The 14,262-nt window shown below is 67.0% G+C and carries 12 protein-coding genes; 6 read left to right on the top strand and 6 right to left on the bottom strand.

Features of this window, described 5'->3' with window-relative positions:
- Positions 1-644 precede the first annotated feature (644 nt).
- Positions 645-2,474: a long-chain fatty acid--CoA ligase gene (locus tag IBX18_RS09005; RefSeq protein WP_194833265.1), complete on the top strand. Its 1,830-nt coding sequence runs from the start codon at positions 645-647 to the stop codon at positions 2,472-2,474.
- A gap of 64 nt (positions 2,475-2,538) precedes the next feature.
- On the opposite strand, the gene IBX18_RS09000 is transcribed toward IBX18_RS09005, so the two are convergent.
- The 4 genes from IBX18_RS09000 to IBX18_RS08985 all read right to left on the bottom strand — a co-directional run bounded on the left by IBX18_RS09000 (position 2,539) and on the right by IBX18_RS08985 (position 6,478).
- Positions 2,539-3,081 carry a YbhB/YbcL family Raf kinase inhibitor-like protein gene (locus IBX18_RS09000; protein ID WP_194833264.1) on the bottom strand — a complete coding sequence of 181 codons (543 nt, stop codon included), beginning with the start codon at positions 3,079-3,081 and terminating at the stop codon, positions 2,539-2,541.
- Positions 3,082-3,095: 14 nt separating this feature from the next.
- Positions 3,096-4,457 (bottom strand): M20/M25/M40 family metallo-hydrolase, encoded by a 1,362-nt coding sequence (locus IBX18_RS08995; protein ID WP_194833263.1) that lies wholly within the window; start codon positions 4,455-4,457, stop codon positions 3,096-3,098.
- 161 nt (positions 4,458-4,618) lie between these two features.
- A complete protein-coding gene (locus IBX18_RS08990; protein ID WP_194833262.1) occupies positions 4,619-5,260 on the bottom strand; it encodes a LysE family translocator in 642 nt (213 codons plus the stop codon).
- 54 nt (positions 5,261-5,314) lie between these two features.
- Positions 5,315-6,478 (bottom strand): MalY/PatB family protein, encoded by a 1,164-nt coding sequence (locus IBX18_RS08985; RefSeq protein ID WP_194833261.1) that lies wholly within the window; start codon positions 6,476-6,478, stop codon positions 5,315-5,317.
- Positions 6,479-6,548: 70 nt separating this feature from the next.
- On the opposite strand from IBX18_RS08985, the gene IBX18_RS08980 reads away from it, so the two are divergent.
- From IBX18_RS08980 to IBX18_RS08965, 4 genes are all read left to right on the top strand, one after another.
- Positions 6,549-7,043 (top strand): Lrp/AsnC family transcriptional regulator, encoded by a 495-nt coding sequence (locus IBX18_RS08980; RefSeq protein ID WP_306796201.1) that lies wholly within the window; start codon positions 6,549-6,551, stop codon positions 7,041-7,043.
- Between the two features lie 112 nt (positions 7,044-7,155).
- A complete protein-coding gene (locus IBX18_RS08975) occupies positions 7,156-7,929 on the top strand; it encodes a PP2C family serine/threonine-protein phosphatase (protein ID WP_194833260.1) in 774 nt (257 codons plus the stop codon).
- Positions 7,930-9,643: 1,714 nt separating this feature from the next.
- Positions 9,644-10,429, top strand: coding sequence for a DUF4239 domain-containing protein (locus tag IBX18_RS08970; RefSeq protein ID WP_194833259.1), 786 nt, complete (start codon positions 9,644-9,646; stop codon positions 10,427-10,429).
- Between the two features lie 968 nt (positions 10,430-11,397).
- Positions 11,398-11,931, top strand: coding sequence for a hypothetical protein (locus IBX18_RS08965; RefSeq protein WP_194833258.1), 534 nt, complete (start codon positions 11,398-11,400; stop codon positions 11,929-11,931).
- Positions 11,932-11,986: 55 nt separating this feature from the next.
- Here IBX18_RS08965 and IBX18_RS08960 read toward each other — a convergent pair whose 3' ends face one another.
- Positions 11,987-12,256 carry a hypothetical protein gene (locus tag IBX18_RS08960; protein WP_194833257.1) on the bottom strand — a complete coding sequence of 90 codons (270 nt, stop codon included), beginning with the start codon at positions 12,254-12,256 and terminating at the stop codon, positions 11,987-11,989.
- 492 nt (positions 12,257-12,748) lie between these two features.
- Between IBX18_RS08960 and IBX18_RS08955 the strand changes: the two genes are divergently transcribed.
- Positions 12,749-13,354, top strand: a complete 606-nt coding sequence (locus IBX18_RS08955; protein WP_194833256.1) for a dihydrofolate reductase family protein — start codon at positions 12,749-12,751, stop codon at positions 13,352-13,354.
- 42 nt (positions 13,355-13,396) lie between these two features.
- Here IBX18_RS08955 and IBX18_RS08950 read toward each other — a convergent pair whose 3' ends face one another.
- Entirely contained in the window at positions 13,397-14,188 is a 792-nt protein-coding gene (locus IBX18_RS08950) for an SDR family oxidoreductase (RefSeq protein ID WP_228540611.1), read from the bottom strand.
- Positions 14,189-14,262 lie beyond the last annotated feature (74 nt).

The raw sequence follows: 14,262 nt of genomic DNA, 5'->3' as shown, positions 1-14,262 counted from the left end.
CGGAGACTGGGGTGCTGCACGGTGGTCCCCCGTTGGTCGGCGCGCGACAGTCCGCGTGGTGCCGAACGGCCTCGCTCCTGGAGGTGGAGGAGACCGCGCCGGGACGTAACGCCCGCTTTCGGGGTGCGTCGAATCTCGGCCGAAGGTGCTGTGTTCGAAGAATCACGCTCGTCACCAGGCCCTCCCGCGTACCTGGCGGGGCGATCGAATCGCCAATTTCAGTGTGGCACTTGCCGTTCTCAATGGTCAATTGCCAATGTCCATCGATAGTTGACGCTCCGGCGCCTCCCTAAACCCTCCTATCGCGAACGGCAGGGGATGACGACCGGCTTCAAGGCTATGGAGAGTGGGTCTCGAAGATGCCTCCACTGCATTCCAGAATGGTTGCCGTACGCGGGATCGTGCGGGTCGTAAAGCCCGCGCCGCCGCCTCGAGTGGTTTCATCTGCGACGACTACTTCGCACGTAAGCACCGTCACTACGCCTGCGATCTGGCTACGATAAGTGAGCCGCGCCACTCCTGGTGCGCCGGCCCGTGAGAAACTGACTGAGGCGTCATTTCATTGTGTCAGGATCGGGTCTCGAATCGCCCGCGTGTGGACGCCGCGAGGCGCGATTCATGGCATGAATATCGGGAACAGGGATATGAAGACAGACATCGGCTATGCGCACAAATCGGGCAAAACGGTCTACACGGTTCCGGAGGCGTTCCAGGAGACCCGGACGTTGCGACCCGAGCAGGTGGCGTTGCGGACGGTCGGCGGAACACAGCAGATCACCTGGCGCGAGTACGGCGAACGGGTGCAGTCCATCGCGGCAGGCCTGGCCGGGCTGGGTGTCGGGCCTGGCGACACCGTCGGGATCATGCTGACCAACCGGCCGGAATTCAACTTGGTCGACACCGCGGCGCTGCACCTGGGCGCTACCCCGTTCTCGATCTACAACACCAGCTCGTCCGAGCAGATCACCCATTTGTTCACCAATGCGGCGAACAAAGTGGTCGTGACGGAACAGGTTTTCCTGGACAAGGTGACCGGTGCGGGCGTCGAACTCGCGCACATCATCCTGGTCGACGGCCCGGCGGCCGGCACGATCACCCTCGCCGAGGTCGAGGCGAACCCCGCCGCCGACTTCGATTTCGACGCGGCCTGGCGGGCAGTGAAGCCGGATGACCTGGCCACCCTGATCTACACCTCGGGCACCACCGGCCCGTCCAAGGGCGTCGAGGTCTCGCACCGCAACGTGATCGCGCAGATCATCGCCCTGGTCAACGGCCCGCTGCCGGTCGGCCTGGACGACCGTTCGGTGTCGTATCTGCCCGCCGCGCACGTCGCCGACCGCATCTCCTGCCACGCCATCAACCTGATCACCGGCGTCCAGGTGACCACCGTGCCGGACCCGCGCGAGGTCGCCGCGGCCCTGCCCGACGCCCGCCCGACCACCTTCTTCGGGGTGCCGCGGGTGTGGCAGAAGATCAAGGTCGGTATCGAGGGCAAGCTCGCCGCCGAGCCGAGCGGGGTGAAGAAGGCGCTCGCCAACTGGGCCATCGAGACCGGAAAGGCCGCGGCCCGTGCGGATCTCGCGGGTCGCAGCCGCGGCCCCGCCCTGGCCGTGCAGCACAAAGTGGCCGAGGCGCTGGTGCTGTCGAAGCTGCGGCACGCCATGGGCTTGGACGCGCTGAACGTGCCCGCCTCCGGCGCCGCGCCGATCCCCCCGGAGACGCTCGAATACTTCATCGGCCTCGGCTTCCCGATGAGCGAGGTGTGGGGCATGTCGGAGACCACCGGCGTCGGCACCTTCACCGAGAAGGACAAGCCGCGCCCCGGCTCGGTCGGCCGCCCGGTCGACGGCCTGGAGCTGCGACTGGACACCGACGGTGAGGTCTTGGTGCGCGGGCCGATCGTGACCCGCGGCTACCGCAACATGCCGGAGCAGACGGCGGAGGCGATCGACGACGACGGCTGGCTGCACACCGGCGACGTCGGCACCCTCGACCCCGACGGCTACCTGCGCATCGTGGATCGCAAGAAAGAACTGATCATCAACGAGGCGGGCAAGAACATCGCGCCGAGCAATGTCGAGAACGCGGTGAAGGCGGTGTCCTCGCTGGTCGGCCAGGTCGTCGCAGTCGGTGACGCCAAGCCGTACATCGCGGCGCTGATCGTGCTCGACCCGGACGTTGCGGCCTTGCGCGCCAAGGAATTCGACGCCACCGACGCCGATGTGGCGACGCTGGCGACCCGCAAGGAGATCCTCGACGAGGTGCTGGCCGCGGTGCAGGCGGGCAACGTGAAGCTCTCCCGGGTGGAGCAGATCAAGCGGTTCACCATTATCGGCGCGGTCTGGGAGCCGGGCGGCGACGAGCTGACCCCGAAGATGTCACTCAAGCGCTCCCCGATCGCTAACAAGTACGCGGCCGAGATCGAGGCGCTCTACGCGAAGGAGCTCTCGGACAAGGTCGTCAACGTCAAGTAACTCGCCGGTATCTGATAACGACTGTGGCCCTGAGCATTTCGCTCAGGGCCACAGTTGTTCGGCGTTACTTTTGCTCGTAGGTGCCCACGATCGTGGCGCGTGCGATAGCGTGCGAGAAGAGGTTGAAACCGAGGTACGCGGGCGTCGCGGACTCGTCGATGCCGAGGCTCTCCACGTCCACCGCGTGCACCACGATGAAGTAGCGGTGGTAGCCGTGTCCGGGCGGCGGTCCCGCGCCGACGAATCCGGCGAACCCGCCGTCGTTGCGCAGCGTGATCGCCCCGGTAGGCAGCGCGCCGCCCTCCTCACCGCTGCCCGCGCCGGTCGGCAGCGAGGTCGCGCCGACCGGGATGTCGGCCACCGCCCAGTGCCAGAAGCCCGCCGCGGTCGGTGCGTCCGGATCGTACACGGTGACCGCGAAACTCTTTGTCTCCTCGGGGAATCCGGACCAGGACAGCTGCGGCGAGATGTCCTTGCCGCCCGCGCCGAAGATGCCGCTGACCTGATCGTTGCCTAGTGGCTGACCGTCGGTGACGTCGTCGGAGGTCAGCGTGAACGACGGCAGCTGCGGCAGCGCGTCGTAGGGATTGTAGGAATAATCGGGCACGGGTTGTCCTTTCGTCAGCTGTTCAGCAAAAAGTGTTCCAGCACCCGGGTGCCGAATTCGAGCGCCTCCACCGGAACTCGTTCGTCGACGCCGTGGAACAGCGCGGTGAAGTCCAGTTCCGGCGGCAGCTGCAGCGGCGCGAAGCCGAAGCAGCGAATGCCCAAGCGGGCGAACGCCTTCGCGTCGGTGCCGCCCGAGAGCATGTAGGGCACGGTACGGCCCTGCGGGTCGTGGGCGAGGATCGCGTCGTTCATCGCGTCCACCAGGTGACCGTCGAAAGTTGTTTCGTAGGAGTCGAGTTTGGTGATCCACTCCCGCTCGACGTCCGGGCCGATCAACTCGTCCACCTCCCGCTCGAACGCCGCCTGCCGGCCGGGCACCACCCGGCAGTCGACGACGGCCTCCGCGGTCTGCGGGATCACGTTGGCCTTGTACCCGGCCTGCAACATGGTCGGATTCGCCGTATCACGCAGCGTCGCACCGATAATGCGGGAGATGGTGCCCAGCTTCGCCAGCTGGCCCTCGATGTCGGGGCTGTCCGGATCGAACTGCAGGCCGGTCTCCTCGGCGACGGCGGCCAGGAACTCGCTCACCGAATCCGACATCACCACGGGGAACGTGTGTTTGCCCAACCGCGCGACCGCGGCGGCCAGAATGGTGACCGCGTTGTCCTCGTGCAGGAACGAGCCGTGTCCCGCACGGGCCTTGGCGCGCAACCGCATCCAGCCGAGACCCTTCTCGGCGGTCTCCACCAGATACAGCCTGCGTTCGGTGCCGTCCGGGCGCGGCACCGTCAGCGAGAACCCGCCGACCTCCCCGACGGCTTCGGTGATCCCCTCGAACAGGTCGGGCCGGTTGTCCACCAGCCACTGCGAGCCCCACTTGCCGCCGTTCTCCTCGTCGGCCAGGAAGGCGAACACGATGTCGCGGGGCGGCACCGTGCCCTCGAGCTTGAACTGGCGAGCGATCGCCAGCATCATCCCGACCATGTCCTTCATGTCGATGGCGCCGCGGCCCCACACGTAGCCGTCGCGCACCGCACCGGAGAACGGGTGCACGCTCCAGTCGGCCGCCTCGGCGGGCACCACGTCCAGGTGGCCGTGCATCATCAGCGCACCGCGGCTGGAGTCCGCGCCGGGCAGCCGTGCGAACACATTCCCGCGCCCCGGCGCGCCCGACTCCACATACTCGGTCGTATACCCGGCCTGGTGCAGTTGTTCGGCCACCCATTCCGCGCATTCGCGCTCGCCCTTGGTGGTGGCCAGGTCGCCGGTGTTCGAGGTATCGAACCGGATCAGCGCGCTGACCAGGTCTACCACCTCGTCGACCGCACGCGAGCTGCTGTTGGGGACCGATCCTTCGACAGTTGTGGACACGTACCCTTTCCTACCACCTGTCCAGACTCCCGTTTCCCATCCCTCCCACCGGGGCGTACCCGTGCGGGGCCGGGCGACACAGCGTACGGTGCCAATCGGCCCGGCCGCAGGGGTCAGCATCACGGTGATCGCAACGCCGTAAGTCGCACCGGGGTAACGGATCAGGGGCTATCGAGCGCCAGCTTCAATCCGAGGGCGACCAGCACCGAGCCGGTGAGGGCTTCCATCCAGCGCTTGACCGAGGGCCGATCGAGCCACGACTTGGTGAACCGGACGCCGCAGATCAGCACCGTGGACCACAGCACTCCCTCGACGAAGTGGATCAGGGTGAGTGCCGTGCCCATCAGCAGGTGCGGCGCGTGCGGCGGGATGAACTGCGGCAGCATCGCGATGTAGAACACGCCTACTTTGGGGTTGAGCAGGTTCGACGTCGCACCGCGCGCCCAGGCCCGCAGCAGACTGCCGTTCGCGACGGCGCGGTCGTCGAACTGCCCGGCACCGAGGTCGCCGGAGCGCAGCAAAGCGACCAAGCTGGTGAGGCCGAGCCAGATCAGATAGATCGCACCGGCGATGCGCAGCACCGTGTACGCCCATTGCGAGGTGGTCAGCAACACCGACAGCCCGCACGTCGTCGCGATGCCCCACACCAGCAGTCCGCTGCCCACCCCCAGCGCGGTCGTGAACGCGGTGCGCGTGCCGCGGACAATCGCGGAGCGCAGGACGAGGGCGGTGTCCAGGCCGGGAACCAGGGTGAGGAACCCCGCGACGACGGCGAACGACACCAGTGCGGTCCAGACGCTCACTGATCCAACCTATCCGTTGATTCGCCCGATTACTTTGTGCCCGTTCGGCTTCCGTCAGCGATTGAGGTGCTTGTGCACCGCGTCGTTCATGCGGCCGAGCATATCCGCGAGGACCGGGCGGTAGGTCGCGAAGTTCAGGCGCGCGAAACCCGCACCGCCGGGACCGAAGTCCGGGCCGGACAGCAGTTTGACCTTCGCCTGCTCGAGGAAGAAGTCCGCGGGGTCTCGATCGAGTTCTAGTGCGCGGCAGTCGAGCCAGGCCAGGTAGCCCGCGTCGGGGCGGTGGAACCGGATCTCCGGTCGCAGCGTCTCGGCGACGAGGTCGCGGTTGGCGGTCAGCAGCTCTCGCGTCGCGGCCAGCCATGCGGCACCGTCGCGCCACGCGGTGCAGGTCGCCAGCACGCTGAGCGCGCTCACCTGTCCATACAGCTGCGGTGGTTGCGCATCCAAGGCGGCGCGGACCCGGCTGTCGCCGACGTGGGCGACGCAGCACCGCAGTCCGGCCAGATTGAAGGCTTTGCTCGCGGAGTTGAGAGTGACTGTGCGCGCGGCGGTTTCCGGTCCGAGCGAGGCGAACGGGGTGTGCTGGTGCCGCTCGTGCACGAGCTCGGAGTGGATTTCGTCGGCGATCACCAAAAGATCGTTGCGGGCCGCGATCTCGGCGATGGCCGTGAGTTCCTCGCGATCGAACACGTGGCCCGTCGGGTTGTTCGGGTTCACCAGAATCAAAGCGCGGCAGTTGTTGCTACGAATATCCTCGGCCATCCGGTCGACATCGAAGGTGCAGCCGTCGGCCTGCTCGACCATCGGGATCGGCACCAGGCGTCTCCCCATGAGCTCGATGGTTTGCAGGAACGGAGGGTACGCGGGGGTGTGCACGGCGATCGCGTCGCCCGGCCGGGTCATGAGTTGCAGCACGATCTGCAGCACCTGGATGAGCTCGGTGAAGACGTACACGTCGTCCGGGTCGATCCCGAAGTCGTACAACTCGCGCATGCGATCGGCGAAGGCTTCCTGCAACGGATTTCGATCGGGACGCTCATCCCACGCGGGGTAGCCGAGGTCGCCGTCCACCGCCTGCCGCAGTGCCGCGCGCACCGGATCTGGCACCGCGAAGTCCATGTCCGCGATCCACGCGGGCAGCACATCCGCTCCGGCGCGCGCCCATTTGATGCCTGCCCGCTGCCGCAGCACGTCGATATCGACCAGATCTTCCATGAGCTGAACCCTAGAAGGAAGACCGCCGGACGCGATTGACAATTTTCCCGCTCGCACGCAAATTTATTGCGTGAGTGTGCTGCCGTTGGACGATATCGATCACCGACTGCTCGAGCTGGTGCAGGTCGACGCGACGCGACCGCTGCACGAACTCGGTGAACGAGTCGGCCTCTCCCCCAGCGCCGTCCAGCGCAGGCTCACCCGGCTGCGCACCGGTGGGGTGATCACCGCGCAGGTCGCCGTGATCGATCCGCGCACGGTGGGCATGGGTTTGACCACCGTCGTGCTCGTCGAACTGGCCGAAGACGACGCCGACCACTACCTCGCGTTCTGCGAGCGCATGCTCGCCGAACCGGCCGTGCAGCAGTGCTATTCCGTTGTGGGCCAGTGGGATTACGTCGTGGTCATGATCACTGAGGACCTCGCCGACTACCGCCGGATCTCGAATGAGCTGTTCGTCAGGGACAAGTCCGTGCACCGCTACGAGACGCTGCCGACCTACGAAAGGGTCAAAGCCCAACTCGCCGTGCCGTTGTCGGCGTCGCGCCCAGAGACCAAACTGTAATGGGCTTCACAGGAACTGCACGGCAAACTGTTGCCGACTGCACGGGTTAGCGCGCTTTACTGGAAGAGTGCCGAGCGGCACGCGGCAAGGGTGCAGTCCGAGGAGGTCAGACATGTGCTCGGCACCTGTCACGGACGGCCCCGATCCCGACGACGTGCGACTCAGCGGTACCACATGGGAGTCGTTGAGCAGGCGCGGTTCCCGCACCCTCAACGCCGACGCCGCGGCCGCCGTGATCGATCCGGTCACCGGGAAGACGGCGTTCGTCGTCGCCGACGGTGTCGGTGATCATTTGCCCGCCGCTCGGGCGGCGCGCACCGCGGCGGAGGTCGCCGCGCACGTCGGCGCACGCAGCGGCGCGTTCGCCGGAATCCTTGCGGCCCAACGCGAATTGCTGCGCCAGTTCCCGCAATCCGAGGCCGACAGCGTGCTCGTCATCGCCGTGCTGCCGTCCGCGGGACAACCGGACGGGCCGTGCGAAGTCGCCTGGGTCGGTGACTGCCGCGCCTATCGCTGGAACGGACGGGTGCTGCACCAGATCACCACCGATCACACCGTCGGCGAATTCTGGCGCACCCGCGGTTACGGTCCGGCACCTCGACTGGATCACGTGGTCCTCACCTCGGTCCGCACCGTCCGGCCCGCCGACATCGGTCACGCGGGCACCGGCTCCAGTACCGGCAGGCTGCTGCTGAGCACCGACGGTGTACACAAGCGCCTCGACATGGCCGTGATCAAAACGATGCTCGCCGACGGGGAATCGGCTGCCCACGTCGCGGAAACCTTGGTGGACAGCGCCCTTCGCAGCGGTGGCACCGACAATACGACTGCCCTGGTCGCCGATTGCGGACCTTTCCTCGAACGAACCATCGGCGACGCCGAGTAAGCGGCGGCCGGCTGTGGTTCCGATGCGTGGCCGGCGTAGCGGTGCGTGGCCGGCGGGGTTTCATGATCGACTAGACCGGCGGCAAGGTCGAGAAGCCCTGCCAGTGCGGCCCAATGACACAGGGGTGCAGGTCGCTACACGTTGCAGGATCAACGCGACGGGGTCGCCGGCATCGCCCGAGTAGCTCTGCACCACGTCCCACTCGGCACGGAGCCGGGCGGCGGGCGGGACGCAGTGGTGGCGAAGTACGAGTCGGAGCGCCCCAAGTCCCACCCGGCACGGAGCCGAGCGGCCAGCGGGACACGGTGACGGAAACGTACGAGAGGGAGCACGTCACGTCCCACCCGGCGAGGAGGCGAGCGGCCAGCGGGACACAGCGGCGGAGACATACGAGTGAGAGCGCCACCAAGTCCCACCCAACGCCGAGCCGGGCCGCGAGCGGGACACGGTGGTGGAAACGTACGAGTCGGAGCGCCGCCAATGTCCCACCCGGCACGGAGCCGAGCGGCCAGCAGGACGCAGCGGCGGAGGCGTACGAGTGAGAGCGCCACCATGTCCCACCTGACGCCGAGCCGGGCCGCGATCGGGACACGGCGGCGGAGAAGTACGAGCAGTAGCGCCACCATCTCCCGCTCGGCGAGGGAGGCGAGCGGCGGGCGGCGGGCGGCGGGCGGCGGGCGGCGGGCGGCGGGCGGCGGGCGGCGGGCGGCGGGCGGCGGGCGGCGGGCGGCGGGCGGCGGGCGGCGGGCGGAACACGGTGGCGGACCGTGCAAGTGGGTGCCACCGCGTCCCGCCCGGCGCAGGGTCGGGCGGCGGGAGGGACACAGTGGCGGAGAAGTGCGGGCGGGAGCGCCGTCATGTCCCGCTCAGCGCGGACTCGGGCAGCGCGCGGGACACGACGGCGAAGACGTGCGAGTGGAGGCGCCACCACGTCTTCCTCGGCGCGGAGTCCGGCGGCGAACGGGACGCGATGGCGGACCGTGCAAGTGGCGTGTCACCACCATGTCCCGTCGAGAAGGCCTGCCGCTGTGGCCAACTGGCACAAGTAACGCAGTGGCTGCGCGTTTCGGGATCAACGAGACAGGGGTCGCAGCACCGCCCGAGTAACTTCGCCCCCATGTCCCGCCCGGCGCGCAGTCAGGCGACGAGCGGGACACGGCGGCGGAGACGTACGAATAGCGCCACCACGTCCCACCTGGCGAGGAGACGACCAGAGAGCGGCACATGGTGGCGGAGAAGTACGAGCGGGAGCGCACTCATGTCCCACCCGACGCCGAGCCGAGCGGCGAACGGGACACGGCGGCGGAGACGTACGAGTCGGAGCGCCACCATGTCCCACCCGACGCCGAGCCGGGCCGCGAACGGGACACGGCGGCGGAGAAGGGTTGGTGGGCGCCCTCATGTCCTGTCGATCATGAACGGAACCAATGAGGGCAGCGGCTGCGTCGGGGTTCGGATCTGCGCCGCCTATGGATCGCCTCGAAAACGGGCGACTCCTCGAAATGTCGCGCCGCCGAACATGCATTTGCTGTTAATTCGCTCATCTATTAGTTCGATGATCACACTTCGGTAACTTCGCCAACTCGTGGCGGTCTACCAGGGCTAATCTTCGACGGTTGCTGTTCTACTTAGCCCATGCCGGGGTTGCCTCGGCCGCTCAACCATGCACTCGGAAATCTGTTGTACCGAACTTTGCCCGGGAAAGTGGAGTGGGATGGCTCAGGAATTGCTCGTCGCGATCTGTGCCGCGATGATCGCGGTGGCGGTATTGGTTGTCGGGGATCGGATACGTCCGAAATCATGGCGACAAAACAGTGACGAGTCGTCCAGTCACCTCGCGCTCGATCTGGCCAAGACCATCTTCACCGCGGTGCTCGCCTTCGTCTTCGTGGCCTGCTGGAACCAGAACCAGAATGCGTACAACCACACGATCACCGAGTCGAAGGGCCTCGTCGATACCCACCTGGCCATCCACGCGCTGCCCGCCCCGGACCGGGACCGGATCCACGACAAGGTCATCGCTTACACCGATCAGGTCCTCACCGAGGAATGGCCGCTCATGGAGCGCGAGCGACGGCTCAGCCCCAACACCGAGAAGACGCTCAACTCGCTGCGCGCCGCCGTCATCGCGGTCCAGTCGGAGGATCCGACCGTCGTCGAGGCACGCACCCGGGCACTGACCGGCATCGACCGCGTGACCCAAGCCCGTCACGATCGCGCCATCGACGTGGTCCGAAACCTCCCCCAATTCCTCTACATCGCACTGTGTTTCGGCGCGGTACTGGTGCTGCTGAACCCGGTGCTGACCGGCATGCTGGTCACCCGGCGCAGCGTGGCGATGACCGCGCTGCTCGGCGTCATCATCGGCTCCGCACTGCTGGCCATCCACGACCTCGAGCGACCGTTCTCCGGCGTGCTCGGCGTCCCGACGGACGCCTTCCGCTACGCCCAGTCGCAGTACGAGCCCAGCAGCGACAGCCCGATCACCACCGCCGAATGAGCCGTCCACAGTCGAGGCCGGAGGGCATCGCGCCGCGGATAACCAGAGGCGCAAGAGGTTTCGTCGTCGTCAGCACGTTCGTACCCGCAGCACTGCTGTTCTGCGGCCAATCCGCCGCCGACGACACCCCCGACCCGCCGCCCGTAGCCGACGTGGCCGCAGGATGGCTAGCGCAGCAAGGCTTCTCGGCCGGTGGTGCAGCGCAGCCGGACACATCTGCTGGTGGCGCACCATCGGTAGGCGTCCGGGGGGCCGCAGCTCAGCCAGACTTCTCGACCGGCGGTACGGCGCAGACGAACGCACCAGCGGGTGGCGCGCAACCAGCAGGCACCGCAGGATCCGCAGCTCAACCGAATTTCTCGACCGGCGGTATGGCACAGACGAACGCACCAGCGGGTGGCGCGCAACTAGCAGGCTCCCCAGGGGCTGCGGCCCAACCAGACTTCTCGACCGGCGGTGCAGCCGAGCCGGACGTCTCACCCGGTGGCGCGCCACCAGTAGGCGCCCCGGGGGCCGCAGCTCAACCAGACTTCTCGACCGGTGGCGTAGCCCAACCGGGCGTCCCCGTCGGTGACGTAGCACAGCAACGCTTCGGCAGTGGCGGAGCCGCTCAGCCCGGCGTCCCCGTCGACGGTCCCGCACCAGCAGATGCCCCGAACGCAAGCACGCCACCGGCAGACGCCCCGGCGGGCGGCACAGCCCAGCCAGACATCCCGACCGGAAACTCAGTCCCGGCAGATGCTTCCACCGGAAGCTCAGCTCCGGCAGATTCCTCGACCGGAAGCACTGTTCTGCAAGGTGTCTCGATCGGAACCGCCGCAGATGGGGGCCCACTCGCACTCGAACCTCCACCGGCACCTGCCGCAGCCGGAGCACTTCGAATCAGCGGTGCCGACACCGCGGACGACGCGGACGCGACGACACCCGCGGCAACCGGAAACGCCGCCCTCGGCGTCGATACCGGCAGCATGCTCACCGCGTGTGTCGGTAGCGCGGCGGGCGCCGCATTGTTGTTCCTCGGATCCGCCGCAGGCTCCGGCCTGATCGGGCCGGGAATCCTGGCCCCACCCTGGTGGGCGGTCGGTTCGGCCGGGTCCGCACTGCTCCCGCCCGCCTCCGGCTCGAGCGGATCCGCACTCGGCAGTGGGGTCGTCGGCAGTGCGATGGCAGGCAGTGCGGTGGTGACCTGCCTCCTCACGCTGTCCACCGTCACGCCGCCACCGACACCTTCGGTGCCGCTACTCATCCCGTCCCCGATCCCGATCCCGAATCCCCCCTTCGTGCTGCCCGTCTCCGCACCCGTCGCGACCCCCGAATCCGCAACCGCAGCACAACGATTGCCCGTCGCGGCGGCAACACCACCTGCCGTGTCGGCGGAGGCTGCACCGACGTCGGACCTCTTCGGCTGGAACACTCTCGAGATCGTGGTGTTCATCGTCGTGCTCGTGCTCGTCGCCATCCAGGGCTCCGCCGAAGCCGCCCGCAAGCGACAGCGCCAGTGACGTCGAATTGGTTGGGCCACAACAGGACCCAACCAATTCGGTCAGCTACTCGGTGCTACCTGCCGGAGAGCGCGTACGACGGGGAGTGCCCGGCGTCGTACCCGCACCGCCATTCTCTGATGGCGTGTTCACGCTGGAACTGCTGGCCGGCGTCGACGCATTGCCCGTGGGTCCGGTACCAGCCGAGGTGCCGCCACCCGGCCAGTTCCGACTCCGGCGCGAGCTTGGTATAGCTGGGCGAGGCGACCGCGTTAGCCGGAGCGGACATTCCGGTGAGCCCCAGGAACGCGATCCCGACGGCCATGACTGCTGCACGTATGCGCATTTCTCATCCTATCTCTGAAGGGTAGTTCGAACCCCAGATACCGATCGGTCAGCGACTGCTGATGTCGGCCTACCCGCACTGGTGGGAAGATCCTATGTTCGAAGATCATCACCATGATCGAAAACCGAAAAATTGTCGGATGAATTCAATTGAACAGCAGTGAGTTTCGCGCAAACTGCCTGATCAATCCACTTTCGGAGTAATCAATCAGTCCGGTGATCAGTAATGTCTATGTGAGCTATATCCCTGCGGCACAACCATTTACGCGTCATGCGCCCTCGATAATTTAGTTCAGTTCTTGATTATGTTGCGCCCCAATACCTTTTCCGACTGATAAAGCTTCATCGGGCTTCAGGTCCGCCGCCTGCCATATCGAACGAAGGCCTCCGATCAACGATCGGCGGCCTACTCGGGCAGTACGGTCAGCTCGACCGATGAGTTTGTGGCTCCCGGCCGGTCGATACTCATGACACCCTACGAAAGGACACCGCCATGTCAGAGCTTCTCGTCGACTTCATCACGTCCCTCGACGGCTACGCCTCAGGAGAGGGATGGCCCGGATTCTGGGGCCTCGAGGGCCCGGAGTACCTCGCCTGGCTCGGCGAGCAGCCCGAGGCCACTTACCTGATGGGAGCGAACACCTACCGCCTGATGTCGGGCTTCGCCGCCGGCGAGGTCCCGGATGGCCAAGACGAGTTCAGGCCAGAAGAAGAGGCGTCCGTCGACGAGCTCACGCAAGCGTCCAAGTTCGTGTTCTCCTCCGCACTCGAGGAGCCACTGACGTGGGCCAACTCCACACTCGTCCGCGACGACGCCATCGACGCCGTCCGCGCCATGAAGTCCAGTGGGTCTGGGCTCCTCAGTACGATCGGCAGCCTGAGCCTGTGCCGCTCCCTGCTACGTGCCGGACTCGTCGACCGCTTCCGGGTTGTCATGTTTCCGGTCATCACCGGTGCCACAGGCGCGGAACGCATCTACGACGGCTACCCGGACGTTGCCCTCGAGATGACCGAGCACCGCACCTTCGACGGCCGCATCCAGCTGGTCGAGTACAAGCCCCGCGTCCTCGAGCACCCCCCGCTCGGCGCCCCTGCTTGACGTCGCCTGTCCGCCGGTCCGGACTGGCGCCGGGCTGTCACCTCACCGCCAATGACGGTCGCCGAGCGCCACCGCTTCCGATCCTCCGTCGGCGAAGATGATCTGACCGGTCACGAAGCGATTGTCCGCGCTCGTCAGCCAGCAGATGAGCTCGGCGACCCATTCGGGCCGGCCAGGGAACCCGCCGAACGGTTGCGGCGCAGCGGTTTCCACAGCTTTGCGGACGTTTTCGTCGGTGAGGATGTAGGCGGCAGCGGGCGTGTCCACCACGCCCGGGGCAACGACGTTGAGGGCGATGCCCGAACCCGCCCACTCCGCGGTCGGGGCGACCCTGCGGACCCATCGATTCAATGCGCGTTTGGCGATCCCGTAGCCGCCGGTTGCACCACCGGCCGAGGGATCGGCGGCGAGATAGCCGACAGCGGCGGACTCGTCGCCGTCGAGACACGCCTGGACAATGCGATCATCGGCCGGCGCCAGCGATGCCGTCGAGGAGACGGCTACCGCGCGGGGTGCGGGGCTCTGCGCCAGCAGCGGCCGAAGTCCCTCCAGTGTCGCGACCGCACCGAAGTAATTCGTCTCCAGCAGACCGGTTTTGCCGCCTCCGGCGATAGCCAGGACCGCATCGATCCGACCGTGCTCTTTCACTTGGTCGACCAATGCCCGCCGACCGGCAGGAGAGGACAGGTCGGCCTGAATCTCTGCATCGTTGAGATCACACCCGATGACCTTCGCGTCGCGCTCTCGAAGCAGCGCGGCAGTCGCGGCGCCGATACCCGAAGCCGAGCCGGTGACCACATATGTCCGTCCGGCGAAACCTGCGTGTGTAGTCATCGCGCCCTCTCCTTGCCGCGCCCGGATACACCAGCACCATAGGCAGAGGCCTCCGCCGTCCGCATCGCTCGACC

The sequence above is a fragment of the Nocardia sp. XZ_19_369 genome (assembly GCF_015355715.1).
Lineage (GTDB): Bacteria > Actinomycetota > Actinomycetes > Mycobacteriales > Mycobacteriaceae > Nocardia.
Note: the sequence above shows the minus strand (reverse complement) of the source record. Positions and strands in the feature narration are given on the sequence as shown.

Bases quoted from the DNA above. Each gene is read 5' to 3' on its own strand.
- IBX18_RS08965 (WP_194833258.1), top strand. From the start codon at position 11,398: ATGCTCACCGCGTGTGTCGGTAGCGCGGCGGGCGCCGCATTGTTGTTC.
- IBX18_RS08975 (WP_194833260.1), top strand. From the start codon at position 7,156: ATGTGCTCGGCACCTGTCACGGACGGCCCCGATCCCGACGACGTGCGA.
- IBX18_RS08985 (WP_194833261.1), bottom strand. From the start codon at position 6,478: ATGGAAGATCTGGTCGATATCGACGTGCTGCGGCAGCGGGCAGGCATC.
- IBX18_RS09005 (WP_194833265.1), top strand. From the start codon at position 645: ATGAAGACAGACATCGGCTATGCGCACAAATCGGGCAAAACGGTCTAC.
- IBX18_RS08960 (WP_194833257.1), bottom strand. From the start codon at position 12,256: ATGCGCATACGTGCAGCAGTCATGGCCGTCGGGATCGCGTTCCTGGGG.
- IBX18_RS08955 (WP_194833256.1), top strand. From the start codon at position 12,749: ATGTCAGAGCTTCTCGTCGACTTCATCACGTCCCTCGACGGCTACGCC.
- IBX18_RS08950 (WP_228540611.1), bottom strand. From the start codon at position 14,188: ATGACTACACACGCAGGTTTCGCCGGACGGACATATGTGGTCACCGGC.
- IBX18_RS08970 (WP_194833259.1), top strand. From the start codon at position 9,644: ATGGCTCAGGAATTGCTCGTCGCGATCTGTGCCGCGATGATCGCGGTG.